This is a genomic window from Corynebacterium sp. TUM25015 (genome assembly GCF_056393505.1).
The window spans coordinates 1852630-1878646 of record NZ_CM150783.1; the positions used below are offsets into that span (position 1 = coordinate 1852630).

Below are 26017 nucleotides of genomic sequence, written 5' to 3' on the forward strand. Positions count from 1 at the left end.
GTTCTATTGCTCCTTTAACGGAACCGACTGGGCACCTTCGCGCAGACTGCGGGTCAGCCCCTCCTGGGTCACCACAGCCACAAGGTCACCCTGCTGGTTAAAGATTCTTCCGTGGGTTAGTGCTCGTCCGCCGTGTGCGGACGGGGAAATCTGGTCGTACAACAGCCACTCATCAGCGCGGAAAGGCCGCAGGAACCACATGGCGTGATCCAACGAGGCCTCCTGGAACTCCGCCGGACGGTGCGGTACCAGCGCCGAGGACAACAACGTCATATCCGACATGTAGGCCAGGGTGCACACGTGCAAGGTGTCCACATCCGGCAACCAGGTTTTAGTACGGAACCACACCACCTGCTGGGAAGCCGTGTACTTGTTGTGCTCGTAGTCTTCCGGAGGAACGATGCGAACATCCCAATCAGCCCACTCGTCGCGGAAAAGGCGCTGCACTCGACTCAGAGAATCGGTATCCACCACAATGGACTCCGGATCTGGCACTGCCCGCATCTCGTCGGAGTGCTGCGGACCATGATCGTTCCGGATGTGGAAGCTGGCCTGCATAATGAAAATTGCCTTACCGTCCTGCAACACCTTGACAGAGCGGGAGACAAAAGAGCGACCGTCGCGTACGCGGTCAACCACCATCACCGTCGGCACGTCGGGATTACCAGGACCTACAAAGTAGCCATGCAGTGAATGCACGCTGAACTCGTCACTCACTGTGCGAGTAGCCGCAACCAGAGCCTGCGCGGCAACCTGTCCACCATAGGTACGTGCCAACTTCGACGGCAGTGGACTGCCGCGGAAGATGTCGCGGTCGATGCGCTCCAGATCCAGGACATCCAGGATCTTCGGACGGTGCGGGCTCATTACCAGCCGCGCTCTGCCAGTCGGTGCGGCTGCGGGATCTCGTCGACATTAATGCCCACCATAGCCTCACCCAAGCCACGAGATACCTTGGCAATCGTTGCCGGGTCGTCGTAGTTCTGGGTGGCCTGCACAATAGCGCGAGCACGCTGCTCCGGGTTGCCGGACTTAAAGATGCCAGAGCCAACGAATACGCCCTCTGCGCCTAGCTGCATCATCATCGCTGCGTCGGCTGGGGTGGCGATGCCGCCAGCGGTGAACAGTACTACCGGAAGCTTGCCATTTGCGGCGACCTCGCGAACCAGCTCATAAGGAGCCTGCAGTTCCTTGGCTGCAACGTACAGTTCATCTTCAGCCATGGAGGTAAGGCGGTTAATCTCCGCGCGGATGGTGCGCATGTGTGTCACAGCGTTGGACACGTCTCCGGTGCCAGCTTCGCCCTTGGAACGAATCATTGCTGCGCCCTCGTTAATGCGACGCAGAGCCTCGCCCAGGTTCGTAGCACCGCAGACAAAAGGAACCTCGAAGTCGAACTTGTCGATGTGGTTCTTGTAGTCGGCGGGGGTCAGTACCTCGGACTCATCGATAAAATCGACGCCCAGGGACTGCAGAACCTGTGCCTCGACGAAGTGACCGATGCGTGCTTTAGCCATTACCGGGATCGAAACGGCGTTAATGATTCCTTCGATCATGTCCGGGTCGGACATACGAGAAACGCCACCCTCAGCGCGGATATCGGCGGGCACGCGCTCCAACGCCATGACGGCGGTTGCGCCGGCATCCTCGGCGATCTTTGCCTGCTCCGGGGTAACGACGTCCATAATGACGCCGCCCTTGAGCATGTCAGCCAGGCCACGCTTCACGCGAGCGGTGCCGGTGTTCGCAACAGGAGAATTAGTAGTCACGATGCTTAATGTCCCATCTTTGAAGAGTGTTAGATCGGTTCTAGTCTAACCTGTCTAGTTCCCGATCCCGCTATTGGGGATTGGCTTATTGGTCTTCCCCGCTGCCAGTCTCTTTCGGAGAATCCTGAGAAGCGTCTTGTGAAGAGCCCCGTGAAGAGCCTTGTGAAGACGAACCTTGGGAGGGCGCAGGACTAGAGAGTAATGCCTCGTAGTACTCCGGAAGCGGCGCACGACCTGCCAACCGAAGTCCACGCACCAAAGGACGAGTGCGCACGCTTAGGGTGTCAGATACTGCGTCATTGTAGAAACGCGCGGCCAGGTCTACCTTTGCGGAGGCTTCCAGAAAACTGGGGTTGGACCATACCTCCTGCTTGAGCACGCCAAGTAGTTCGTTTTCCACCTCACTGCGTGCCCCCATATCGGTAGCTCGCAGCGCCACCCGGTTCACCTTTGCTACTTCTTGCCCCAGTTCCGGCTGCAACGCAGCGATAACGCTAGAACGAGAGTGCAGCGCGCCCTCCAGGCTGACGCGAGCCGAGTCTGTGCGAATGTGCAGTCGATTCAGCCTGCTAGCCATTCCGGATGCCCAAATAGCGATGCAGACAACCAAGATCAGCACCAGCGCGGCGATAAATACCCACACGGGGAGAGTGATCATGCCAAAGTCACCTTTCTGCCTTTGACGGTCACAGTGTCATAGACCTGTTCCACCTGATCGGTCACCGTCTGCCAGTCGAAATCCACCGCTCGCGTCGAACCCGCTGCCACCAACGAATTCCGGGCGGCGTCATCGCGCAGCAACCCCACGGCCTTGTCTGCTAGATCAGCTGCCGAGCCATTACTAAATAGGCGTGCGGAAGCGCCGTGCTGCCCCACGGCTTCAAAAGCGGGGATATCACTGGCAAGCACCGCGGCTCCGGCTGCCATACCTTCAACAAGGACGATTCCAAAGCTCTCACCGCCGGTGTTCGGCGCCACATAAACATCGCTGGCGCTGAGCGCACTGGCTTTGTCTGCGTCACTCACACGCCCGAGCACCCGCACGTGGGCGTCACTAGGCCCAAGCCCTACGGTGGCCGACAGCCCCAAATCCCTCACACGCTCCACCAGGGCATCCATATCTCCACCACCTGCGATTATCAGCTCTACCTGTGGAACTTCCGCAACGATGCGCGGCATCGCTTCAAGCAAAATCTGCAGTCCCTTACGGGGCTCTTCAAAGCGGCCGAGGAACATCAGACGCGGGCGGTGCTCCCCCGGCGAATCCAAACCGGCCAGAGGTTGTGCAGCGCGGTAAACACTGGTTTCCACCCCATTTGGAATAAGCACCGGGTCGCCAGCCAGGTTTTCGACCTGCCAGCGCCGTGCCTCCTCAGACACCGCAATGCCACCGTGGATACGCTCCAGGTACGGGCGCAAAAACGGCAGGGCCATTTTAAGAACCTTCGACTCACTGGCCGACGCATGATACGTCGCTACGATAGGCCCTTCGGCCACCGCCATAGCCATCATCGAATAGGACGGCGAATTCGGCTCGTGGATGTGCAGCAAATCAAACTGATTGTCACGGATCCACTGCTTTAGATGCTTCTTTGTACGCGGACCGAAACTCAAACGCGCAACGGAACCGTTATAGCGGATAGGAATACTGGAACCGCCCAATTCCACGAAATCCGGCAATCCATCAGCTGACTTACCCGGCCCGATCAGACTTACCTCGTGGCCGCGCTTCCGCAGCTCAGTGCAAAGGTCAATGGCGTGAATCTGCACGCCGCCCGGTTCGTCAAAGGAGTACGGGCACACCATCCCGATTCTCATGCGTCCTCCCCTGGTGCCTCTTCCAACCCGAGACGCTGTCGCCGAGACTGTGAGAGATCCGCAAACCACAGTGGCTGTAGCAGGTGCCAATCCTGCGGATCCTGGGCGATTCCGCGAGCAAAATTATCGGCCATTTCCTGCACTATCTGCTGCAGAGTCTGCCCTTCTACTGCTACCGGTGTAACCTCGTGCTCCCAGGTTTCGGGGCCACCGCGCCGTACCGGAGAGGGATCCGTCGAGCCCCCGCGAAAGGCAACTCGAGCAGTGAACAGATTCGCCCCGGTGCGCTGTGCCAACAATGCAGCACCAGCTGGCATGGAGGTCTTTTCCCCAAAGAACTCCACTTCCACCCCGCGCCCAGTCAGATCCCGTTCCCCCATGAGGCACACCGTCCCACCGCCGCGCAAGACTTCCTCCATCTGCTCCAGCGGCGGCACCGCCGATCCGGTCAGCGCAATGATCTTAAACCCAAGAGTTTCCCGGTACTCCACAAATGCCTCGAAGAGGCTCTCCGGCTTCAGCCGTTCAGCCACAGTTGTGAAGGTGCCATAGTGGTGGACCAGCCATACTCCGGCCATATCCCAGTTACCGGCGTGTGGCAGTGCGATCACCGTCCCGCGCCCCGATTGCGCGCTGGCATGCAATAGTTCAAGGGACCCCGGAACGAAGTTGCGGTTGAGTTCCTCGGCCAGCTCGCGCCCCGCCATCGCAGGCAATTGGAAGGCTTCGCGCCAATAGCGCATATAACTGCGCATGGAGCGACGAACGAGGTCGCGCGTCACGTTTTCTGGTCCGACGACGCGGGCGAGGTTGCGGCGGAGTTGTTCTGGCCCCTTGCCTTTTTTGGACGCCACGTCTGCGCCCCATTCAAACAAAACCTTCGCCAATGGCTTCGGCAACCTGGAGGTCACCTTCCAACCCGCGATATATGCCGCGGCAGTGAGCTTCTCCTTCACTTGTTTCCACCCCCATCCGACGGAAATTCCCGGGCTCCCTCGGGTGCGGCGATGGTCTGAGATGCGGCGTCGGAACGAGCGACGATAACCAAACGCTCGATGACCGTATACAGCGAGCCGGCAGCTAGGATCCACAGTCCCCACGCCAATACATGGGGTATCCCTAGCCCGCCGAGGCCCACGGCCACCAACGAGATGATGAGGCGTTCCGGCCTCTCAACAAGGCCGCCAACAACCTTGATCCCGGAGGCTTCGGCGCGCGCCTTTACATAGCTGGTGACTTGGCTGGCAACGAGGATCACCAGACAGACAGCCATCATGACCTCGTTGGTGGGATCCTGCAGGCCAAACCACAGCACCAGTGCACCGAAGATGGCGCCGTCGCTGAGACGGTCACAAGTGGCATCAAGGGTAGCGCCGAAGCGGGTACCTCCCCCGCGCATGCGCGCCATAGTGCCGTCCACCATATCGGTGGCGACGGTGAGCCCGATCAGTACCGCGGCCGCGAAGTGGTGATCCGTGGGGATGAGCCAGAGTGCGAAACCAATCGCCAAGAGGGTTCCGAAGATTGTCACTGCATTTGGGGAGATCCCCAGCTTGTGCAGTGTCCGGGCGATCGGTTCAATGATGACCGCGGCGGGACCGCGGCCGTGCACACTAAGCATCGCTGAAGTTTTTCTCCCTTAAAAATCGTGACACGCTAGTCGGCGGAACGAGTGATTCTTTCCCAAGCTTCGGCCAACAGTGCGCGCGACTCCCGCAGCGTCTGCGGCAGCACTTTGGCACCCGTCATGACTGTCATGAAATTAGCATCACCGACCCACCTGGGCACTATATGTTGGTGCAGGTGTGTCGGAATTGAGCCGCCGGAAGCTTTGCCCAGATTGAGTCCGACATTCACTGCATCGGGCTTCGATACAGCTCGCAGAGCCTTAAGCGCAGTTTTCGTAAACTCCGCTAGCTCCGCGGTTTCTTCATCCGTTAGCTCGGTGTAGTCGGCAACCTGGCGATAAGGAACCACCAGCATGTGCCCGGGGTTATAGGGGTACAGATTCAAAACGCAGTACACCGACTGACCACGGGCGACGATCAGGGCGTCCTCATCCGACTGCTCGGGCAGCGTCGAAAAAGGATCTGCAGAGCGTGTCGTCTTCGCAATGTACTGGGAGCGGTACGGCGCCCACAGCCGCTCCAAGCCGCCTTGCAGGTTCGGTTGAGAGCCAGCGCCCTCGTCGATGTACGCGTCTGCCACTGCGGCCTTCCTCCTTATGCCTCCGCCAACGGCTGAACCAGTTCCGCGCTGGGCTGATCGTTGCGACGTTCGCTGATCCAGGTGGAGATGATGCGCAACGCAACATCGCGCGGAACGCCGTTGACCTGAGTGCCGTCCAGGAAGCGGAAGCTCACTGCTCCCGCCTCTACGTCCCGGCCACCGACCAGCAACATGAAAGGAACCTTGCCGGTGGTGTGGTTACGGATCTTCTTCTGCATGCGATCATCGGAGGTATCAACCTCGGCGCGAATGCCCTTCGCACGCAGCTCGGCGGAGAAGTCCTCGAGATACTCGTTGAACTCGTCCGCGACGGGAATGCCCACAACCTGGTGTGGGGCGAGCCAGGCCGGGAAAGCACCTGCGTAGTGCTCCAGCAGCACGCCAAAGAAACGCTCAATGGAACCGAAGAGGGCACGGTGAATCATGATCGGGCGCTGCTTAGAACCATCCGGGGCGGTGTACTCGAGGTTGAAACGCTCCGGCAGGTTGAAGTCCAACTGCACGGTGGACATCTGCCAGGTACGTCCGATGGCGTCGCGAGCCTGTACAGAAATCTTCGGGCCGTAGAAGGCTGCACCTGCCGGGTCCGGAACCAGCTCCAGACCCGACTTGGTGGCCACACGCTCCAGGATCTCGGTGGAGCGCTCCCAGATCTCATCACTGCCGACGAATTTGTTCGGATCCTTAGTGGATAGCTCTAGGTAAAAGTCGTCCAAGCCGTAGTCGCGAAGCAGGGAAATGATGAACTCCAGCACCGTGGTCAGCTCTTGCTCTAGCTGATCCTCAGTGCAGTAGATGTGGGCGTCATCCTGAGTAAAACCACGAGCGCGAGTCAGGCCATGGATCACGCCGGACTTTTCGTAGCGATACACAGTGCCGAACTCGAACAAACGCAATGGCAACTCTCGGTAAGAGCGACCGCGTGAGGCGAAGATCAGGTTGTGCATCGGGCAGTTCATCGGCTTGGCGTAATAATCCTGCGCCGGCTTGGTGACATTGCCCTCCTCGTCGGTTTCCCCGTCCAGCTGCATGGGTGGGAACATACCGTCGGCGTAGAAGTCCAAGTGGCCGGACTTCTTAAACAAGTCGCCCTTGGTGATGTGCGGGGTATTAACGAAGCTATAGCCGGAGGCAATGTGGCGCTTTCGGGAGTGCTCCTCCATCTCCAGACGCACAATTCCGCCAGCTGGGTGGAATACCGGGAAGCCCGATCCGATCTCATCCGGGAAGCTGAATAGATCCAATTCCTGGCCCAGGCGACGGTGATCGCGCTTTTCTGCCTCGGCCATCATCGTCTGGTAGTCGGCCAGCGCTTCCTTCGATTCCCACGCGGTGCCGTAAATACGCTGCAGACCGGCCTTGGACTGGTCACCTCGCCAGTAGGCAGCGGAGGAACGCGTCAATGCAAAGGCCGGGATGTAACGAGTGGTGGGCACGTGCGGGCCACGGCAGAGGTCGTACCACTCAACCTCGCCGGTGCGCGGGTTGACGTTGCTGTACGCGGTCAGCTCACCAGACCCGACCTCGACAGCTTCGTCGGAATCCGGATCCACATTGCCCTTATCGGCAATCAGCTCGGTCTTAAAAGGCTCTTCCGTGTATTCGGCACGGGCCTGCTCGACATCTCCATATGCCTTACGTTCGAACTTCTGGCCAGACTTGATGATCTTCTTCATCGTCTTTTCCAGCTTGTTCAAATCCTCCGGAGTGAAGGGCTCTGGAACCTGGAAGTCGTAGTAGAAGCCGTTGTCGATGGCAGGGCCGATACCTAGCTTCGCACCAGGGAACTCCTTTTGCACAGCCTGCGCCAAAACGTGGGCGCAAGAGTGGCGAATGACCCCTCGCCCCTCGTCGGTGTTGGCCGGAACGGCAGTAACTTCAAGGTCCTGCTCCGGGGCCCACGAAAGGTCGCGCAACTGGCCCGCGTTGTCCCCCTCAGCTTCCTTGACACAGACAATGGCCTCTGGCCCCTTGTTCGGCAACCCCAGCTCGCGCATTGCGGCGCCGGCGGGTGTGCCGGCTGGCACCCGGAAGGTAACGGGTGCTTGATTCGCTTCAGCGGCTGGGTTGTTTGCGGGGGTACTCACTTGTAGATCGCGCTCCTTCTCGGGCTTTCAGTGACGGTCACATACCTGGTGACAGTCCTCAACGACCGTAGATTCTACCCCTCTAAGAACTGCTGGCCCCAGTACGCCCCGTTTTGGGTGCCAGGTAGTACCCAGAACACCGCCGAACCCACGTGAGTAATCCATTTATTCAGGCGATCCTTCTCCGCCAACCGCTTCTGCAGCGGCGTAAAAGCTTCGTCGGGATCGGCCTGGAAGCAGATGAAAATCAATCCGCTGTTGCCCAGAGGGGTGATCTCGTTGTCCCAGTTGTAGGCGCGACGTCGGATACGCGTCCCCTCACCGGCACTGATTCCGACGTGGCTGCGCTCGTCAATCAACGGCAGGCCGTCTTCACCAGTCTTGTTGAGGTCCACTGGGTCGAATTCATCCTTGCCGCCCAGGGGTGCGCCGGTATCTACGTGGCGCCCAAAGACGATCTCGCGCGACTGGCGATCCAGCATCTCCCATGCGGGCATATCGAAGACAATGCGACGTACTACCATGGCGCTGCCGCCCTGGTCGTCCCAAATGGATTCGTCGTATTCCTTGTCTGTTCGGGGGATGGCAGTGCCGTCCTTGAATCCCAACAGATTGCGGGGGGTTTCGCCGGTAGGCGAATCGACAAATCCGCGCTGGGTCCACTTCGGCGTCGCATAATCGCGTCCGCCGCGAGTAAGTACGCGCGCTGCATGGCTGACCGCCGTTAAGTCGTCACCGCAGATCTGCAGTACGACGTCGGCGGCACCAAAATCCTCATTGAGCTTGTCGCCCTTGAATTTGGGAAGCCCGTTGAGGTTCTTCTTCACCCAGGAAGGCGCCTCACCCATCAAGCCTGCATCCTTGATCAGCTTCGGCCCCCACCCCATTGTCACCGTTAGGTTCTGCGGGGCGACGGTTAGCTCATGCTCAAGATCTGCCAGAGCGGTCTCGCCCTGCGTCATTGAGCGCGCATCACCAGTCCAAATCCGCATCAAGCGATTCAGGTTTTTCTTGAGTCCGCCGTTCGGCAAGCCCTCCCTCTTGAGATCGAAGGCCACAACCAGTGCGTGGGTCTGCGAATCTTCCTGGATGCCTGCTTGGTGCGGGCCGTCGAAGGTGATCTTTCTTATTGACGCCTTGTCTCCAGCGGAATCACTTCCAGTCGAAGCATTGGAGTTATCCGTAGTGTTGCAGGCTGCCAGTACCGATGCGGCGCCGGTGACTCCCAGCCCTGCAAAGAAGCCCCGTCGGGAGAGCTTATGGCTCATGGCGGGCTTAGAAGCTGTGGGCTCGGGATTCGAAGCATCAAAAGAAATAGAGCGCGAATGTACGGGGTCAGACATGGCGATTAGTGGTTGTGCTCGTGCATGTGCTCGTGATCATGCATGCCGTCCATTTCGCCGCTCTTCTCGGCACCATTCTCGCCGCTTTTCTCGCCACCACTGTGGTCGTAGTGCTCGTGGGTGGACTGCTGGACGCGGACCGGAATGTTATCGAGCTTGTATTCCTTACCGTCTTTGTCCACGAGGGTCAGATTTAGAGAATCACCGGCGGAGAGTTCTTCCTTGACCTCCATGATCATGATGTGGTCGCCACCTGGCTCGAGCACCTTGTCCTCGCCAGCTGGAATAACGAACTCGGAGACCTGCTTCATCTTGCCGTCCTTATCGACGGTGTGCAGTTGATAGTCGGCTCCTTCGATGTCACCCTTCACCTCGGAAATCGAAATGGCCTTGTCGCTGCCGTTGTGCAGGGTGCCGAAGGCTGCGGTCATCGACTTCTCAGTGCTCTTAGCGGTGACGTACGCATCGCTAATCTTTAGCTCTTGATTATCATTCGCTTCACTCGCACCGTCCTTAGCTGCGGAGGACTCAGCCGCTGAAGTCGCTGTAGAGGAATCCTTCTTGTCTTCCCCACTATCGGAGCATGCGGACAAAACCAAAGCACCACTTAGTGCGATGGCAACCATGGATGCAGCGCGCTTCTTGGAAGCGTTGAGGGAGGTCAGAGACATAACGAACCTTTCGTTCAAAAAGGCGTTGGGAGCCTGCCACCATCACTCCCCGACCCGGGGTACGCCCCGGGACGGACAAGTTGTGCGAACCCTAGTGGTTCGCGTGCTGGTTGGCAGCACCCGACGCGGATGCTGCGCCGGAGGCGGTTGCCTCGGCGGAATCGGTGGCCATACCGTTCATCTCAGACTCTTCAGTCTGGAGATCAGACTCAGAAGCAGACTCCGTAGCGGACTCAGATTCATTGGAGTCCGTCGCTGCTTCCTGTGTGGACTGAATGCTCGGGGTGGCCGGGCCGGTGGTTGCGGTGTCCTCGCGCGTGCCGCCATCGTTCTCATGCGGAGGGGTGCAGGCGGAAAGTGCAAGGGCAGTAGTCAGAGCCAGTGCGGCGGCGGTTGCAGAGCGGAACTTCTTCACGGGAATTCTCCTGATCAGGTAATCGTCAACTATTCATGAGGCAAAGAACTTCTAGTCTTTCTTCACATCACGAAAGCGTGCGATGGCGATTGCCAAAGCACCTACAATTACGACGATACCGCCCAGGGGCATTAACCAGGAAGGAACACTCGGGGACTGCTCCCCCTGTGCCCCCTCCTTTGATTCACTCCCCGTATCGGAATTGTTGTCGCCACCTTCAGCCTGGAGAGTGAACTCCACGCTGCCGCGGGTCGAGTGACCATCGGAGCTAGTGATCTGGTAGCCCACCATGTACTTCCCGTTTTCCTTCTCAGCCTGCAGGTCCTGCGGGACGTCCAGGCTCAGCTCGCGACCATCCGCTTTCGGCTCTCCACGGAACAGCACCTCACCATCGCGGGACAACGCGAGGGTGTTGAAACCGTCCTGCGGTTCGCCAGAAAACTCCAAAACGAGTTTTTCCGGCAGATGGTCAACCGTGGAGTTGGCCTCCGGGGTGGACTTCAGCACCACATCATGGGCCAAAGCTGGAGAGCTGACCCCAACGGAAGCGACTGCGACCGCACCTGAAACTGCGAGGGCGCGGGCGAGCGGGCGTCCAAAAGAAGAAACACGGCGAGGCATGTAAACGGTGAACCTTTCTGTCACGACACTGCTTACACCTTAGCGCCGAAGCCTGAAACCCTTTTGCCGGGCACACGCTTCGATCGCTGCAGAGATAGTCGTGTGTGTAGCCGCAACGGTTCCCAAGCATGCACGCATGGGGGCGAATGCTGGGGGTAGGAATGCAAAAACCGCCCAGCGAGATTGCGCTAGGCGGTGTGCATGGTGGTCCCAACTGGGTTCGAACCAGCGACCTTTCCGGTGTGAACGGAATGCTCTTCCACTGAGCTATGGAACCTTTAGGCTATGCCACTTTAAGCGGAAACCTTAAGCGACCTTGCTGACCGCTGGGAATGAAAGTTACCACTAGCGAACCGCCAAGACCAAAAGCGGTTTGGCCGTAAATTTCATCTATGTAGTTCTAGCGCACCTAGTATGCCTCCTAAACCTCCACCAGAGGGCTTATCTACCTGGTGATTTGTGAACTGCAAGACTAACAGGCTAGTGTTTGTTGTCGCAGCAACGATGCATTGCTCTTGAATGCAAAGCAGAGTGACTGTGAATGCGGATGTAGCGCAGTTGGTAGCGCATCACCTTGCCAAGGTGAGGGTCGCGAGTTCGAGTCTCGTCATCCGCTCCACGCTCAAGCCCTTTCAGGCGGCTTGGGTTGTCGTTTTAGCGCGTTTAGCTCAGCGGGAGAGCGCTTCCCTGACACGGAAGAGGTCACTGGTTCGATCCCAGTATCGCGCACGAGCAGTCGCCGTACTGTTACGGTGGTTGATCAATGCGGATGTAGCGCAGTTGGTAGCGCATCACCTTGCCAAGGTGAGGGTCGCGAGTTCGAGTCTCGTCATCCGCTCCACGGTTCACTAAAGTGGGCCACGAGCAAGATTCTTTCTTGTCGCGGTGGAATGGCTGAGTGGCTTAGGCAACGGTCTGCAAAACCGTGTACACGGGTTCGATTCCCGTTTCCACCTCCACATTCTTTACACATAGTGAACTTTAAAGGCGCGTTTAGCTCAGCGGGAGAGCGCTTCCCTGACACGGAAGAGGTCACTGGTTCGATCCCAGTATCGCGCACGAGCAGTCGCCGTACTGTTACGGTGGTTGATCAATGCGGATGTAGCGCAGTTGGTAGCGCATCACCTTGCCAAGGTGAGGGTCGCGAGTTCGAGTCTCGTCATCCGCTCCACTTTTTTAAAAGGGGTCTCGAGCCCCTTTTTTCGTTTACTACCTGCGGCGTGGCAGGGAGCTTGGTGTAGTATCCGAGGCTAAAATCTACCGGCGATGAACGCCGAAAAAACAAGCTCCACCCGCGTAGACACTTCCCGGCTGTTGTGCTGGGTCTTCTGGCCTTTGGCCGTGATGACTTTTATCCACCGGGTGTTTGTGCTCCCATGGAATGCGCGGGCAACTGATGACTTTGGGACGGTCATCTCGGCTCTGTACAAGTTCCGTGCTCACGAGGCCATCTATGATCAGGACTATTCGTCAACGGATCCGCACTACCTCTACTCCCCCGGGGCTACGTTGCTACTGAGTCCGCTGTCGATAGTGTCCAACGTCGATGCTGCGCGTGCACTGTATGTCTTCGCCAATGGTGTGGCGGCGGTGCTGGCGGTAATGGTGCTCACGAAGTTGTTTAATTTCCGCTGGAGTTCCTGGGTGCTGCCGGTAGGCATCTTCTTTCTCTTTAGCACCGAGTCAATCTCCAACACCCTGAGCTTCGGCAATATCAACGGCGTACTACTTCTGGCACAATCCCTTTTTCTGTGGCTGTTACTTAACAACCGCGGTCTGCTGGCTGGGCTAGTTATCGGATTGGCCATCACCGTGAAACCACAGTTCTTGCCCCTACTGTTCATCCCGCTTATGCGGCGTCAGTTCTCTGCAATTACAGGTGGCGTGGTAATTCCGATCATTCTCAATGTTGTTGCTTTCCCTCTGACCAATAACGGTGGCGATTACTTCGACAAGCTACTGCCCTATCTCGGTGGCGTACGCGATTTCGCGAACTCCTCCATTCCCGGCGTCGGCGTGTATTTCGGGTTCCCCGACTGGACAATCTGGTTGTGGCGAATTCTCGCCGCTATCTGCGTGGTCGTCGCCGTCGCCATGCTGCTGCGCTTCCGCGATCGCGAGCCGGTAATGTGGGCGACCACTACGGCTGGGGTGTTGCTTACCGGTGTATTCCTTATCAGCGGCCTGGGACAGATGTACTACTCCATGCTGCTCCTTCCGATGATTTTCACCGTGCTGTGTTCCCGCTCCATCATGCACAGCCCCATGGCCTGGCTAGGCGTTTATTTCTTCTTCAGCCTCGATACCTGGTCCTCCGACCGTTGGGTGAACTACGGACGCGTGGCGGAATACACGCGCGGCACAATTGGTTGGTCTCTATTGATCTTCACTGCCGCGGTGGTTTCGGTGCTCTGGTTTATTGGGGATCGACGCCACAACGTCCACCCCTTGGGAGATCTACACACCAATGGCCTTTTCTACCGGGATAAATCCCCCCGCACCTCGGTAAAAAAGCACAACAGAAAAGCCACAGGTTCAGTCAAGAAGGAAGCAGAAGAAAAGACTCATGGTTGAACTCAACCCCACCACTGATTTCCGCGCTCTTACCGACGAGGAGTGGCGCGATCGTCTCTCCCCTGAGGAATTTGCAGTACTGCGCCAAGCCGGCACAGAGGCGCCTTTCAAGGGCGAATACACGGATACCGAAACCGAAGGTATCTATGCCTGTAAGGGCTGTGGCGCGGAGCTTTTCCGCTCGACCGAGAAATTTCACTCGCACTGCGGTTGGCCAAGTTTCTTCGATCCAAAGGACTCGGACGCGGTCATCACCCGCGTCGACGACTCCTTGGGGATGCGCCGCATTGAGGTGTTGTGTGCCCGGTGCGAAAGCCACCTAGGTCACGTGTTTGAAGGTGAGGGTTATCCCACCCCCACCGATTTGCGCTACTGCATTAACAGCATCGCACTGACCCTGAAGCCAGCTGCGCACTAGTCCCGGCTAGCCTGGTTCAGGTTGGGCTAATCTAGGCCGATCCGATCTAGCCACAGGCTACCGGGTTCTTCTCAGTGGACTTTAGGCCAGCGATTCCACGAAGGTTGCCAGCTCTTCCTTGGAGCCATTAATGCGACGTCCCGTAAAGAACGGGATTTCCTCGCGCACGTGGTGGCGCGCCTCCGTGTAGCGCATCTTGTGCATTAGTTCGACGATGCGCTCCAATGTCGGAGACTCAAAGGCCAGAATCCACTCGTAGTCGCCCAGTGCAAAGGCCGGGACGGTGTTCGCACGCACCTCGTCGAAGCCGAGAGCGGCCTTGCCGTGCTCGCGCAGTAGGCGGGAACGCTCGGCGCGCTCCATGGTGTACCAGTCGTAGCTGCGGACGAATGGGTAGACACAGATCCAATCGCCCGGCTCCTCGCCCATGATGAAGGACGGCAGGTGGGCCTTGTTGAATTCGCTCGGGCGGTGCAGACAAGTGTTGGACCACACCGGCTCGCAAGCCTGTCCTAGCTTGGTTTCCTTGAGGAAGCGACGGTAGGCAACCTGCAGATCCTCCATCTTTTCTGCGTGCCACCAAATCATGACGTCAGCCTCGGCGCGCAGTGCGGACAGGTCGTAGACGCCACGGATCACCAGGTCCTCATCCTCAAAGGAATCAATGAATGCCTGAAAATCAGCAGCTACCTCCGAGCGATCCCCCAGCACGCCAGGCTCGATCTTGAAGACCGAGTAGGTGGCGAAGCGAACGACGGCGTTGAGACGCTTGATTTCCTGCGCGTTCAGTTCAGTCATGGTGTTTAGCCTCTTTAGCCTTTCTTGATATGTGCTCGCGCGCTGCCCGCATGACGCGGGACAGACGCATGTGAAATCCAATTTACGCCACTTCTGTGGCTCAAGGGCTTGGCCGTGGCCGGGGTCATGCCATCTCGCGGATAATCTCCCGCGCGGCCTCCACACCGGACGCTGCGGACGCCGGAACGCCCACACCGTTAAGCATGGAGCCAGCCAGCGCCAGTCCGCGAATGCCCAATACCTCGTCGTAGGCCTGGGAGATAGCCTCCATATATCCCACTCCGTAGCGTGGCAGGCCACCCCACCATCGCTGGACGAAATACTCTTCTGGGTTCTTCCGCTCACCGGTAATCCGCTCTAAATCCTCCACGGCAAAGCTGAGCAGTGCACGGTTATCGACGTCTAAGTGCCAGGGATTATCGAAGCTGCCGAAACTTGCGCGAACGAAAGCTCCCCCGCGTTCGGCAAGGTGCGGCCACTTACGAGACGAGAACGTGAAAGCCTTTGCCTCAGTGGGAGCATCATTGCCCAGCAGCACACCGGAGCGTTCTGGAATGCCGTGGGAAGATGCCATGCGCATGCCAACGACAACGCTGCTGGCAAGATCGATTTCTCCCAACACTTCCGCGGCCGTGGGCGCCATGTACTGCAGGATCGCCGATGCCGTAGGGGCGGGAGTGGCAACGATCACCGCGTCGAACTCTCCGATCGGGTCGATGTAATAGCCGTTGCGGGTTCGGCCAATGGATTCGACGCCGGTGTTGCGCAGCACCTCCGGGTCGGCGTGACGCACGAGCGCGTCTACCAGGCTGGCATAGCCACCCTTGAGGCTGCGGAAAACGGGCTTGGGCTTTGTCCCATTCGCCTCCTTCTGCGGGGCTGGGCGCTGCGACAGGATGGAGTCGACGGCGTCGACTAGGAAGAAGGATTCCCCGGCACTACCGCGCCTATCGAGTTCCTCCGCCAGCTGTGGCAACGTAGCGCGCACACCCAAGTCAAAAGCATTGCAGGAGTACACCCCGCCCAATAGAGGGGACACCAAACGATCAACCACGATGCGGCCTAGACGGGCCTCCACAAGCTGCCCCACAGAGGCGTCCTGTCCCGGCGTCCACGTCATCGGTTGGCCATTGCGCTCCGCGTCGACGCGCGCAGCGCCGGCGGCACCGACTACCTCCACCACATCCTCGCCACGCGAGGGAATCCCCATTAGCGTCCGACGTGGAATGTCCACCAGCGCCCCATCTACAAAGAAGCCGCTGGGCAGGCCGGAGGGAACGCACAACTGATCTCCCAAGCCCACGGATTCAATCAGCTCCGTAAAGTCGCCACGGAAACCCAGATACGCCTCAGCTCCCATATCCACCGGACCGTTGGCATAATTCACGGTCTTCAGCTTGCCGCCCAGACGGTCGTAGGCCTCAGTAAGCAAGATTCGCGCGTTCGGCCCCAACTGGCGTCGCAACTCCCAGGCTGCGGAAAGCCCGGCGATGCCGCCGCCGATGACAGCTACTCGAAGTCCCTCCAACCCGGACGTATCTAGCTTTTCAAAGTGGCTGGAAAACTCATTGGCTTTCATCGCTTGTGAACCTCCTCAAAGGCACGGGTGATGGCATCGGGGTCGGTATTCGGCAGAACTCCATGGCCGAGGTTAAAGATGTGGCCCCGCGCCTGACCTCGTTCGATGGCTCGGTCAACCTCGGCACAAATGCGGGCGATCTCGCGGGCAACCACCTCTGGTCCGGCGAACAACATCGCCGGGTCCAAATTGCCCTGGAGAACCTTGGCGCGACTGCCGGGTTCCGCGGTCGGATCCGCTTCCTGCAATGCAGCGCTGATACGGGTAGCGGCGGAATCCATTGGTACTCGCCAATCCACGCCCACGACATCCGGCCCCGCCAGCGCCATATCCCCCAGCAACTCCCCCGTCCCCACACCGAAATGAATCATCGGAATGCCATAGGGGCGCATCGCATCGAAAATCTGGGTGGAGTAAGGACGCACAAACTCTCGATAGTCACGTGCAGAAAGGTAACCAGCCCAGGAGTCGAAGAGCTGCAAAGCATCCACGCCGGCCTCCGCCTGAGCCTGGAGGAAGCGGATAATAGTGGGCGTCAATCGGCGCATTAAGGCATGCCACACATCGGGGTTCGAGTGCATAAGAGACTTCGTGACCTCGTGGTTCTTGGACGGTCCGCCCTCAACTAGGTAGGAGGCCAAAGTAAAAGGCGCACCCGCGAAACCAATGAGAACCTGGTCGTCTCGCAAGCCGTTCAGAACGCCCCCAATGCCCTCAACAATTTGTTCTAATTGGTCGGGTTCAACAATCGGCAAAGCGTCAACTTCCGCCGCGGTACGCACCGGGTGTTCCACGACTGGCCCGCGTCCGGCGACGATGTCTAGATCCACGCCTGCGGCCTTCAGCGGCACCACAATGTCGGAGAACAAAATCGCTGCATCGGCATCGTGCCTGCGCACTGGCTGCAGAGTAATTTCTGCCAGCAGCTCAGGGTTAAAGCAGGATTCCAACATTCCATGGTTCTTGCGGATCTCACGGTATTCGGGCAGCGAGCGTCCGGCTTGACGCATCATCCAGATCGGACGACGGCTCGGGGTCTCTCCCCGCGCGGCGGCGAGAAACGGTGCGTCCTTGTGGGCTCGACGCCGCGCCTCCGCGGCAGCAATATCAGGCTGGATGGTGTAATCGCTAAGCTCACTCGTCATAAGTGCCATTATGCCAGCGCCTCACTAAAGCTCGGGAATCTCGGGGACACCCCTGCGACCAATAGCCGGCAGACATTCACAACCGTTGTCGGCGCGCCTCACAAATGGGACAAACCTTAAAGGCTAGGTTTAGGCCTTGTGAGCCAAGAGACTGAGATTCCAAAGTACTTCCACGAAGCCGTGCGCTCCATGTCGGAAGCACAAGTGCGTCGCGGCATTAGCGTCGGAGACATCCGCCCGCCCCGCAACCTCGCACCCCTCAGCCACGCCATCGGCCTCGAGGTGCTACCCGCCGAAGAAGACCCCGAAGACGGTACCGGCACCCCCGCCGGTGACGCTTTCGGCCGCCTGATTCTGCTGCATGACCCGCAAGGCGATGAGCAGTGGAAAGGCAAGAAGATGCGCATGGTCGCCTACATCCAAGCCGACATGGATGCAGCCGTCGCCTCTGACCCATTGCTACCCGACGTGGCCTGGGATTGGCTCAAGGAGCAGCTCGATTCCCCTGAGTGTGAATACACCGATCTCGGTGGCACGGTAACTTCCACGGCGTCCGTCCGCTACGGCGATATCGGCGGCCCTCCACGAGCCTTCCAACTTGAGCTTCGCGCCTCATGGACCGCTAATGGATCTGACCTCACCGGACATGTCAAGGCCTTTGCAGAGGTGCTGGCTAATGTAGCTGGCCTGCCTCCAGAAGGCGTCACCGCATTACCCTTCGGCACCCGGACCGCTGGTACCGCCGCCGCAGCAAACGACTCTTAAAGCCTCGCGCAGCCTTTTAAGGCAACGACTTATTGCTATTGACGTATCGTTGTTGCTGTGAGTTTTGTGTCCGTTCCCGCCGCCGGTACCCCAGTGCTCTTGGACTCCCCAGAGCACATAGCTGCGGCGGGTCGCGCACTGGCTGCGGGCACCGGCCCCATCGCCATCGACACTGAACGCGCATCAGCATTTCGCTATGATGACCGCGCATTTGTGATTCAGCTGCGGCGCCGAGGTACAGAAACCTTCCTCATCGACCCCGAGGCTGAGCCCTCTGCCACGCGCCGTTTGTCGCAAGTAGTTAACCAGTCTGAGTGGGTGCTCCACGCCGCGCACACCGATCTGCCTTGTCTCCTGGCTCTCGGCTGGACCCCACCGGCTATCCACGACACGCAAGTCGCAGCCCAGATCCTAGGCAAAAAACGTATCGGCCTCTCTGCAATGTTGGAGGATTACTTCGACATTGTGGTTCCAAAGGACAAAGGAAACGCCGACTGGTCGCGTCGTCCACTGTCCCCCGCCATGTTGAACTATGCGGCCCTGGACGTCGAATGGCTTGTGGAACTATTGGAAACCGCATTGAACGACGTTGCCGATGCAGGCCGCATCGACTGGTACACCCAGGAATGCGCCCACATTCTGGCAACCGCCACACCCCTTGCACACAATGATTGGACCGGTCTCAAAGGCCTGAATTCAGTGCGTCGGACGAGCGCCCGCAAACTCGCCCACGACCTGTGGGAGAAGCGTGACCAGATCGCTCTTCAGCGCGATATTTCCCCCGAATCGATTCTGCGCAGTCGCGATCTCATATCTATCGCCGGAGGCGCCGAGGACAATCGCGCCGCTGCCCTACGGGAGCTGAAGATGTCCCTCCGCCGCTCTCGCGCGCACCTGCCTTCACGAACCCATAAGCACTTCATCGAAGCTTTTTCTGACGCCCTCAGCTCCGCCCCCTCCGACCTCGAAATGGAGCAATACCGTGCTCCGCAGTACTGTGGCCCCCGGATTCCGGATCATAAGGTATGGCCAGAGGAATTTCCACGCGCTGCGGCCTACGCCGATGCGATCCTCAACTCAGCCCTCGATCTCGCCGACACACTTGAGATCCGTCTAGACACGATCGCGACGCGGAAAAATCTACGCAAGGCAGCCTGGGCTTGCTGGTTATTCGAGGACTCTGGCGAATACACCAATGCAGCCGACCCGATCGCCTGTTGGGAAGAACTCCTAGGCGACTCGTGGGCAGGCCTCGGCCTGCGTCCTTGGCAAGTGGAGCTTCTCCTCGACGCAGCTGTGCCAGCTGTTGCCGACGTCTTTGCCCGCTCCTATAGCTTCTCGGCGTAGCCAACGACGGTCTTTACGACCGTGTCTACATCCAAGCCGAGCTCTTCTAGAACTTCACCACGCGAAGCGTGCGCCAGGAACTCTTGCGGTACGCCGAGGTTTCGGACCGGCACATCGATTCCTGCCTGAGAGAGGTCGTAGTGTAGCTGGCTGCCAGCACCACCGTGCACGCCGTTGTCCTCGATCGTCACTACCAAGTCATAGCCGCGAGCCAATTCCAGCAGGCTATCTGCGGTGGGAAATACCCAGTGCGGGTCTACTACAGTAGCGGAGAAGTCGGCGTCGCACAGCGCCTGCGCAGCACCCAGCGCCTGCTGCGTCAACGCTCCGAAAGAGACGATGAGTACCTTGCGGCGAGCAGTCTCACCGCTTCCGGAACCATCCCCCTCCTGCTCAAAGAGCACATCGTAGTCAGCTTCCTCGCGGATGGCTGGGACATCTGCCGGGGCATTACCCTTGGGAAAGCGCACCACCGTCGGCGCATCGTCGATGGCGACTGCGCGATCGAGTGCACGTTCGAGGGTGTGCGCATCGCGCGGGGCGGCAACGTGGATACCAGGGACGATGCCGGTGATGGAAAGATCCCACATGCCGTTGTGACTGGCGCCATCAGAACCCGTAATGCCGGCACGGTCGAGCACCAGAGTTACACCCAGCTTCAACAGTGCAACGTCCATCAAGAGCTGGTCGAATGCTCGGTTAAGAAATGTCGAGTAGACCGCGACCACCGGGTGCAAACCACCGAGAGCCAAACCGGCAGCGGAAGTCACTGCGTGTTGCTCGGCAATTCCGACGTCATAGGTACGACTGGGGTGAACCTTCGCGAAATCGGCCAAACCAGTGGGGCCAGCCATCGCGGCGGTAATGGCGACAATGTCCTCGCGCTCGTTGGCGATGTCTATCAAGTGGTTGGAGAACACCTTGGTCCAGCTGATCGCACCCTCGGTCTTCTTAGCCATGGACTCACCGGTGATCGGATCGATCACGCCGGTGGAGTGCATCTGGTCGGCTTCGTCCTGCTCGGCAGGGTCGAAGCCCTTGCCCTTTTGAGTGACCGTGTGGACAATGACTGGCCCACCATAGTCCTTGGCATAGCGCAGCGCGTTTTCCACCTGGTTTAGGTCGTGGCCATCCACCGGACCGATGTACTTCAAGCCGAGTTCGGGGAACATCTCGTGCGGAATGACGGTGTGCTTCACGCCTTCCTTGAAGCCATGAATCACCTGGAACGCACGATCACCGACCCAGCCCATGCGCCCCAGCGCGTTCTTTCCGGTATCCATAACCCGGTCATACATTGGCTGCAGGCGCAGCGCCGCCAAGTTTTCGGCAAGGCCACCAATGGTTGGCGAATAAGAACGGCCGTTGTCATTGACAACGATCACCAGGCTGCGCTTCTTGGCTGCTGCGATGTTATTCAGCGCCTCCCACGTCATACCACCGGTCAGAGCACCATCGCCAACGAGAGCGACGACATGCCGGTGAACCTGTCCAGTGAGTTCGAAGGCCTTAGCCAGGCCATCGGCGTAGGACAACGAGGCCGAAGCGTGAGAGGATTCGGTCCAGTCGTGGGGCGACTCCGCCCGATCTGGGTAGCCAGACAGTCCATCCTTTTGGCGCAGCGTATCGAAGAGATCGCGACGGCCAGTGAGGATCTTATGCACGTAGGACTGGTGGCCAGTGTCAAAGATCAGTGGATCCGACGGTGAGTCAAAAACCCGGTGCATCGCGATAGTCAGCTCCACCACACCCAGGTTCGGACCTAGATGGCCACCCGTGGCGGAGACCTTTTGGACAAGAAACTCGCGGATCTCCGAAGCCAACTGTTCTAGCTGGTTCGCGTCCAAGCCTTTAAGGTCTGCGGGCGAGGACACCTTGTCGAGAATTCCCATGTGAAGCTACTCTTCTCCGTCCTATGCTCGCGCCGAATGGTATTTTCAGTCCATTCTAACGGCGCGTGAGCGAATTAAAACAATCCCCTTCGAGGTTACGTTCCTGCGTGTTGTCCGCTACGTCGCTCGTTGCGTTCTCAGCTACGTCGCTCACGGCGTGACCCACGTACGGGAACGAGGTGTGCAAGAAGTTCAACGTGATGGTTCAGCCCAAAGGCATCCACTACGCACAACTCCTTGATCTCATAGCCGTTGCGGATCCACGCCCCAAGATCGCGGGCGGCGGTGGCAGGATCGCACCCTACGTGCACAACGTGCCGCGGTCGAGCCTTCGCGATATCGGATACGGTCTGCGTTCCCGCACCGGTGCGCGGAGGGTCAAGTACTACAGCGTGTACGTCATCACCCCGCGGCAGGCTCAGCACTTGCCGTGATACATCGCCACTAATGAATTCGACATTGCCGATACCGGCCGTGGCAAGTGCTTTCTTACCCGACTCGCTGGCGCTACCCGCGACGTCCACGCACACCACATGATCGACCTTTCGAGAAAGCGCAGCACTGAACACGCCCGCGCCGCCGTAGAGATCCCAAGCGACAGTTCGCTTAACCCTCTCCCCCTGCAGCTTCTCTCCTTGCGCTACCGGTGGAATATGCCGCGCAATCCACGAGGAATAGAACTGCGGAGCCGCGCTGTGAGCCTGCCAGAAGTCTTGTACCTGGCTTTCCCATTGCACATCGAACTCCCGGTCAAGCCCCGCCCCGTAATGCACGGTGCGGGTAACCGTAGGTACCTCGTCTCCAAAGGCCGCCACTCGCTGATTAGCTGGCGAGCCTTGCAACTGCACCATGTGCCGCGCGCCATCGTCGCCGACAGCAACGGCAATCTCCGAGTGTGGAGTGAGCAAACCCGCTTCCCTGAGCTGCTCAATATCTGCTGCCAGACCGTTCTTCAGCTCCGCGCTCCATTGGGCACATTCGTTGTTCACTGGCACGACATTGTGGGACCCCCGGGAACGCTGTCCAACTTTCCCTTCGCCATCAACCGCCAGCCGGACTCGCGTACGAGAGCCTGCGAAAGGATGAAGGCTGTCGGCGGTCACAGTGATCTTCTCCAGAGCCTCCGCGCTGATTTTTCCTACGCGCGACAGCTGATCCATCACCACTTGCTTTTTATAATCCAACGAACCAGCGGCGTTGACAAAGTCCAGGTTGCAGCATCCTGCACCAACCTTGGCTGCCGGGCACAACGGCGCTACTCGGTGAGGGCTAGGCTGGCCGATGTTCGTTGCCACCCCGCTGCGGAAGCCCTTCTTCGCTTTAGTGTTGCGCGCCGGATCCAGCTCTACTGTTACCTCTTTTTCGCCGGGCAGCGCGCCTCGTACGAACACAACCTGCCCGTCCATCCGACCGATCACGGTGCCGCCGTTGGCTGGACCGGCCAGGTCCATCACTACTTCTTCTTTGTTAGTGACGCTCATCGGCTCCAACTTCTTCGCCAGTTTCAGAGATGTCTTGCTTTTCCAAGTGGCGCCCCTCGGCCTCATTCGCGGCCTTCACAGCCCAGACGGTCACGGCAACGACGACCAGTGTTAAAGGCCAACCCATAGCAATTCGGGTATAACCCAAAGCGTCAGTCTTATCTGCGGCATAGAGCCATTGCTGCACGCCAAAGCGAGCGAAGAAAACCAGCGCCCACGCAAATGTGGCCACGTTGAATGCACGCACGGCCCGTCGGTTGGTTCGCCAGCGGTGGTCGTCCCCGTTAATTCCGCGCCAAATCGTACCCACAAGTGGCCAGCGTACGAAGATAGATATCACGAAAGCGATGCCTGCCACCAGGGAGTACCAGATTCCATAGGCGAAATACCCCTTTGCGTCTCCCATGAACCACGCGATAGCAGCGCATAGCGCTACACCCAGGAATCCGGAAATTGCAGGCTGCAGATTCTCCTTGCGGATCAACCGCCATACAAAAATGAGTACCGCGACTCCGAGAGCCGAGATGAGGGCGGGGGTCAACCCCCATTGGCTATTGACTGGTACAAGAACCAATACGGGAAGGGTCGAGGAGACAAGGCCAGAAAGGCCTCCCATTTGCTCCAGCAAGGTACCTTGCTCATCCGGCTTACCTTGAGAAGCTTGTTTGCTAACTTCTGCCATTTTCTACTGGTTCTCGACGGGCGCATGCGGATTGCTTTTCGGTACGCCATTCTGTTCGGCGGCCATGCGCTGCAGTTGCTCCTGCAGTTCCTCATACATTTCCGGCGGCATCTGCACAGGCAGTGGCTGGCCAGCTGGGATCGGATCGTTCCCGCGGTAAATAAAGCTGCGAGCGATGATCTCCCGGCCGATCCTGGCAATCTCATCCGCGCGGGATTTCTCTCCCGCAAGAGTGACGCGGAACATCCAGCGGGGACCGTTCACACCGATTACACGCATTTGGCCCTCACCAGCGACCGCGCAGATCTCCGGCCCCCACGGTCCGTCTTCCAGGTGGACTTCGAGCCCATCCTTCGTCATGCCCGCTACGGTTTCGTCGACGGACTCTTCCCACAGGTTGCCGCTACGTGGGGCGGCAAAGGCCACTGGGGTGAAGCGACCGCCTTCGACCTCTAGGTGGATCATCTGGGGCCCCTCCGGCCCCATTTCCACACTCACATGGCCGCCGTGGGGTACTGGAACCCGCATGGAGCCCAGTTTTAGGAAGCCTCTGGCGAAATCGGAGAAGTCGAAGTCGTGGACATTCACCGTATCCCCATCAAAGGGACCAAAGTCATTGTCGGCTGAATTCGCCTGGCTCGCCACGGTCGGCTGCTCCTGTACTTCCGCTGCAGCCTTCGCGGCATCACGGGCATCCTTATTGGTATTGCTTGTGTTCTTCTTCTTGCGCCCAAACATCCTCAAACTCCGTCTTTTTTATCTTCTACCCTATGTCTTCTGAGCTATGTCTTCTGAACTGCTCTGTCCAGCTGGATTACACGCCAGTCGAGCCGTAACCGGATTCTCCCCGGACGGTTGCTCCCAATTCTTCTACGCTGGCAACCTCTTCGACCTCACACAAGCTCACTTCCTGCACCAGCAGCTGCGCAATCCTTTCTCCACGGGTCAGTTCGATCGGCTGCTCGGGATCCAGGTTAATCAAGCACACCTTGATTTCTCCGCGATAGTCAGCATCAATTGTGCCTGGCGCATTCACAATGGAAAGCCCCTTCTTCAGCGCCAATCCGCTGCGTGGGTGTACTAACCCCACGGTTCCCACGGGAAGTGCGATGGCGATGCCAGTGCCAACCAATTCTCGATTGCCCGGAGCGATGGTCACGTCCGTGGTGGTATAGAGATCAATGCCTGCATCCGTTGGGTGAGCACGGCGTGGCAAGGGCAGATCCTTGTCAAGGCGAACGATACGCAGCGGGGCGTCATTGCCAAAAGAATCAGTGTTATTTGTTGCTGTCTGATTAGGGGTCACGGTCACCAAGACTACAAGTCCACGGGCGAAGTTACGATGTGCGAACCGCCAAGGGCTAGAATTGCTAGGCAGCACTCAAAGCAGACACGCAAACAGGAGTTTTGAATTGGCATCGGGCACTCAGCACGAAAAGCTGCTGTACACGGAGCATCAGCGAGTCCCCCTCGTCTGGTGGCTATTTGCCGCCGGAGTGGTAGCCATTATTTCGTGGCAGGCGCAGATGGGCCGACCGATGTGGGCATCGTTTGTAGCCCTCGCTATCGCCGGCTCATTGGCAGTGTGGGCGTTGATCTACTTCTCCCGAACCAAGGTAGAAGTTACGGAGGATAGTTCTGGTGAACGGTGGCTCCACGTGGGGCCGGCAAAGCTTCCCGCTCACGTCGTAAGCCGCAGCCTAGTAATCCCCCCGACCGCCAAGCGCGCCGCTATGGGTCGTCAGCTCGACCCTGCTGCCTATGTTGTTCATAAGGGTTGGATCCCCACAATGGCGATGCTCGTCCTCGATGATCCGGACGACCCCACCCCCTACTGGCTCATTTCCACCAAGGAACCGCAAGAGGTTCTGGAAAAGCTCGGTCGCCCAATCTACTAAGACAATGAAGCCTTGTAAGACGTTACAGTCTTTTTAACCTCTGGGCTCGATTAAGCCCACTTATGCGCAATCCTTGCAGATGTACTCGCCGTCACCGACGGTCTCACCGATGCAGCTGCGGTGCTGCACCAAGAAACAGACGCTGCACGTGAACTCATCGCTCTGGCGTGGGATTACCGAACCGGAGAGCTCTTCGCCCGACAGATCCGCCATAGGTACGTCAAAAGGCTCGACGATCTCTCCATCGTCCGTGTCGGAAACAGCCGGCTCGGCCTTCTCCGCTGCCTTCAGCCCCTCCAGGGAGTCGGTTTCAATGTCGTCCTCGGAGCGTCGGCGTGGTGCGTCGTAGTCAGTCGCCATGTGGGGTCCTTCGTGTCGATCTTGTGCAGTCGCTTCGAGCCAGCAGCCCTGCCGAACCACTAGCTAAAATTCACTTAAATACGTCTCGCTGTCGCGGATCGTAGAGCACATGCGTGCCACTTGTC

Annotated in this window: 26 protein-coding genes and 7 tRNA genes; 11 read left to right on the forward strand and 22 right to left on the reverse strand. The window is 58.7% G+C overall.

Features of this window, described 5'->3' with window-relative positions; genetic code table 11:
* Positions 1 to 3: 3 nt before the first annotated feature.
* The 13 genes from AC06DS_RS08375 to AC06DS_RS08435 all read right to left on the reverse strand — a co-directional run bounded on the left by AC06DS_RS08375 (position 4) and on the right by AC06DS_RS08435 (position 11230).
* Positions 4 to 867 carry an acyl-CoA thioesterase gene (locus AC06DS_RS08375; protein WP_477100505.1) on the reverse strand — a complete coding sequence of 288 codons (864 nt, stop codon included), beginning with the start codon at positions 865 to 867 and terminating at the stop codon, positions 4 to 6.
* Complete coding sequence (gene pdxS / locus AC06DS_RS08380) at positions 867 to 1706, reverse strand: pyridoxal 5'-phosphate synthase lyase subunit PdxS (protein WP_049780546.1); 840 nt, start codon at positions 1704 to 1706, stop codon at positions 867 to 869. Before pdxS ends, AC06DS_RS08375 begins: the two co-directional genes overlap by 1 nt.
* A 148-nt stretch (positions 1707 to 1854) precedes the next feature.
* The gene (locus AC06DS_RS08385; protein ID WP_477100506.1) at positions 1855 to 2427 is read right to left on the reverse strand and encodes a hypothetical protein; all 573 of its coding nucleotides are present in this window, start codon (positions 2425 to 2427) and stop codon (positions 1855 to 1857) included.
* On the reverse strand, positions 2424 to 3587 hold the full coding sequence (locus AC06DS_RS08390; protein WP_477100507.1) for a glycosyltransferase family 4 protein: 1164 nt from the start codon (positions 3585 to 3587) through the stop codon (positions 2424 to 2426). The genes AC06DS_RS08385 and AC06DS_RS08390 overlap by 4 nt, the downstream gene beginning before the upstream one ends.
* Positions 3584 to 4543, reverse strand: coding sequence for a phosphatidylinositol mannoside acyltransferase (locus tag AC06DS_RS08395; RefSeq protein WP_477100508.1), 960 nt, complete (start codon positions 4541 to 4543; stop codon positions 3584 to 3586). Before AC06DS_RS08395 ends, AC06DS_RS08390 begins: the two co-directional genes overlap by 4 nt.
* A complete protein-coding gene (gene pgsA / locus AC06DS_RS08400; protein ID WP_293791559.1) occupies positions 4540 to 5208 on the reverse strand; it encodes a phosphatidylinositol phosphate synthase in 669 nt (222 codons plus the stop codon). Before pgsA ends, AC06DS_RS08395 begins: the two co-directional genes overlap by 4 nt.
* A gap of 35 nt (positions 5209 to 5243) precedes the next feature.
* The gene (locus AC06DS_RS08405) at positions 5244 to 5795 is read right to left on the reverse strand and encodes an HIT family protein (RefSeq protein WP_477100509.1); all 552 of its coding nucleotides are present in this window, start codon (positions 5793 to 5795) and stop codon (positions 5244 to 5246) included.
* A gap of 14 nt (positions 5796 to 5809) precedes the next feature.
* Positions 5810 to 7813 carry a threonine--tRNA ligase gene (gene thrS, locus AC06DS_RS08410; protein ID WP_477101197.1) on the reverse strand — a complete coding sequence of 668 codons (2004 nt, stop codon included), beginning with the start codon at positions 7811 to 7813 and terminating at the stop codon, positions 5810 to 5812.
* A gap of 164 nt (positions 7814 to 7977) precedes the next feature.
* Positions 7978 to 9246 (reverse strand): Dyp-type peroxidase, encoded by a 1269-nt coding sequence (locus AC06DS_RS08415; protein WP_477100510.1) that lies wholly within the window; start codon positions 9244 to 9246, stop codon positions 7978 to 7980.
* Positions 9247 to 9251: 5 nt separating this feature from the next.
* Positions 9252 to 9917: a copper chaperone PCu(A)C gene (locus AC06DS_RS08420; protein WP_477100511.1), complete on the reverse strand. Its 666-nt coding sequence runs from the start codon at positions 9915 to 9917 to the stop codon at positions 9252 to 9254.
* Positions 9918 to 10008: 91 nt separating this feature from the next.
* Entirely contained in the window at positions 10009 to 10332 is a 324-nt protein-coding gene (locus AC06DS_RS08425) for a hypothetical protein (RefSeq protein WP_293791563.1), read from the reverse strand.
* A gap of 51 nt (positions 10333 to 10383) precedes the next feature.
* Positions 10384 to 10977 (reverse strand): copper resistance CopC family protein, encoded by a 594-nt coding sequence (locus AC06DS_RS08430; RefSeq protein WP_477100512.1) that lies wholly within the window; start codon positions 10975 to 10977, stop codon positions 10384 to 10386.
* A gap of 178 nt (positions 10978 to 11155) precedes the next feature.
* Positions 11156 to 11230 (reverse strand) — tRNA-Val (locus AC06DS_RS08435).
* A 266-nt stretch (positions 11231 to 11496) separates the two neighbouring features.
* On the opposite strand from AC06DS_RS08435, the gene AC06DS_RS08440 reads away from it, so the two are divergent.
* The 8 genes from AC06DS_RS08440 to msrB all read left to right on the forward strand — a co-directional run bounded on the left by AC06DS_RS08440 (position 11497) and on the right by msrB (position 13945).
* Positions 11497 to 11572: transfer RNA gene (locus tag AC06DS_RS08440), tRNA-Gly, on the forward strand.
* Between the two features lie 38 nt (positions 11573 to 11610).
* A tRNA-Val gene (locus AC06DS_RS08445) sits at positions 11611 to 11682 on the forward strand.
* A gap of 36 nt (positions 11683 to 11718) precedes the next feature.
* Positions 11719 to 11794 (forward strand) — tRNA-Gly (locus AC06DS_RS08450).
* A 43-nt stretch (positions 11795 to 11837) separates the two neighbouring features.
* Positions 11838 to 11912: transfer RNA gene (locus AC06DS_RS08455), tRNA-Cys, on the forward strand.
* A 28-nt stretch (positions 11913 to 11940) separates the two neighbouring features.
* Positions 11941 to 12012, forward strand: a tRNA-Val gene (locus AC06DS_RS08460).
* A gap of 36 nt (positions 12013 to 12048) precedes the next feature.
* Positions 12049 to 12124, forward strand: a tRNA-Gly gene (locus AC06DS_RS08465).
* A 95-nt stretch (positions 12125 to 12219) separates the two neighbouring features.
* Entirely contained in the window at positions 12220 to 13527 is a 1308-nt protein-coding gene (locus AC06DS_RS08470) for a glycosyltransferase family 87 protein (protein WP_477100513.1), read from the forward strand.
* A complete protein-coding gene (gene msrB / locus AC06DS_RS08475) occupies positions 13520 to 13945 on the forward strand; it encodes a peptide-methionine (R)-S-oxide reductase MsrB (RefSeq protein WP_293790312.1) in 426 nt (141 codons plus the stop codon). The genes AC06DS_RS08470 and msrB overlap by 8 nt, the downstream gene beginning before the upstream one ends.
* Positions 13946 to 14026: 81 nt before the next feature.
* On the opposite strand, the gene hemQ is transcribed toward msrB, so the two are convergent.
* The 3 genes from hemQ to hemE form a co-directional block, all read right to left on the reverse strand.
* A complete protein-coding gene (gene hemQ, locus AC06DS_RS08480) occupies positions 14027 to 14743 on the reverse strand; it encodes a hydrogen peroxide-dependent heme synthase (RefSeq protein ID WP_448308283.1) in 717 nt (238 codons plus the stop codon).
* A 124-nt stretch (positions 14744 to 14867) separates the two neighbouring features.
* Entirely contained in the window at positions 14868 to 16322 is a 1455-nt protein-coding gene (gene hemG / locus AC06DS_RS08485; RefSeq protein WP_477100514.1) for a protoporphyrinogen oxidase, read from the reverse strand.
* On the reverse strand, positions 16319 to 17476 hold the full coding sequence (gene hemE, locus AC06DS_RS08490; RefSeq protein ID WP_477100515.1) for a uroporphyrinogen decarboxylase: 1158 nt from the start codon (positions 17474 to 17476) through the stop codon (positions 16319 to 16321). Before hemE ends, hemG begins: the two co-directional genes overlap by 4 nt.
* A gap of 129 nt (positions 17477 to 17605) precedes the next feature.
* Between hemE and AC06DS_RS08495 the strand changes: the two genes are divergently transcribed.
* Positions 17606 to 18232 carry a DUF3000 domain-containing protein gene (locus tag AC06DS_RS08495; protein ID WP_293790300.1) on the forward strand — a complete coding sequence of 209 codons (627 nt, stop codon included), beginning with the start codon at positions 17606 to 17608 and terminating at the stop codon, positions 18230 to 18232.
* 57 nt (positions 18233 to 18289) lie between these two features.
* The gene (locus AC06DS_RS08500) at positions 18290 to 19579 is read left to right on the forward strand and encodes a ribonuclease D (protein WP_477100516.1); all 1290 of its coding nucleotides are present in this window, start codon (positions 18290 to 18292) and stop codon (positions 19577 to 19579) included.
* Here AC06DS_RS08500 and dxs read toward each other — a convergent pair.
* From dxs to dut, 5 genes are all read right to left on the reverse strand, one after another.
* The gene (dxs, locus tag AC06DS_RS08505) at positions 19561 to 21471 is read right to left on the reverse strand and encodes a 1-deoxy-D-xylulose-5-phosphate synthase (protein ID WP_293790295.1); all 1911 of its coding nucleotides are present in this window, start codon (positions 21469 to 21471) and stop codon (positions 19561 to 19563) included. The genes AC06DS_RS08500 and dxs overlap by 19 nt on opposite strands.
* Positions 21472 to 21608: 137 nt before the next feature.
* Entirely contained in the window at positions 21609 to 22952 is a 1344-nt protein-coding gene (locus AC06DS_RS08510; RefSeq protein ID WP_476727605.1) for a class I SAM-dependent RNA methyltransferase, read from the reverse strand.
* The gene (locus AC06DS_RS08515; protein ID WP_476727604.1) at positions 22939 to 23634 is read right to left on the reverse strand and encodes a DUF3159 domain-containing protein; all 696 of its coding nucleotides are present in this window, start codon (positions 23632 to 23634) and stop codon (positions 22939 to 22941) included. The genes AC06DS_RS08510 and AC06DS_RS08515 overlap by 14 nt, the downstream gene beginning before the upstream one ends.
* A gap of 3 nt (positions 23635 to 23637) precedes the next feature.
* Positions 23638 to 24372: a DUF3710 domain-containing protein gene (locus AC06DS_RS08520; RefSeq protein WP_476727603.1), complete on the reverse strand. Its 735-nt coding sequence runs from the start codon at positions 24370 to 24372 to the stop codon at positions 23638 to 23640.
* Between the two features lie 76 nt (positions 24373 to 24448).
* Positions 24449 to 24940: a dUTP diphosphatase gene (dut, locus tag AC06DS_RS08525; protein ID WP_473963238.1), complete on the reverse strand. Its 492-nt coding sequence runs from the start codon at positions 24938 to 24940 to the stop codon at positions 24449 to 24451.
* A gap of 106 nt (positions 24941 to 25046) precedes the next feature.
* On the opposite strand from dut, the gene AC06DS_RS08530 reads away from it, so the two are divergent.
* The gene (locus tag AC06DS_RS08530; protein WP_477100517.1) at positions 25047 to 25532 is read left to right on the forward strand and encodes a DUF3093 domain-containing protein; all 486 of its coding nucleotides are present in this window, start codon (positions 25047 to 25049) and stop codon (positions 25530 to 25532) included.
* 60 nt (positions 25533 to 25592) lie between these two features.
* Here the strand turns inward: AC06DS_RS08530 and AC06DS_RS08535 are convergent, their stop codons facing one another.
* Positions 25593 to 25892 (reverse strand): DUF4193 domain-containing protein, encoded by a 300-nt coding sequence (locus AC06DS_RS08535; protein WP_293790281.1) that lies wholly within the window; start codon positions 25890 to 25892, stop codon positions 25593 to 25595.
* Positions 25893 to 26017 lie beyond the last annotated feature (125 nt).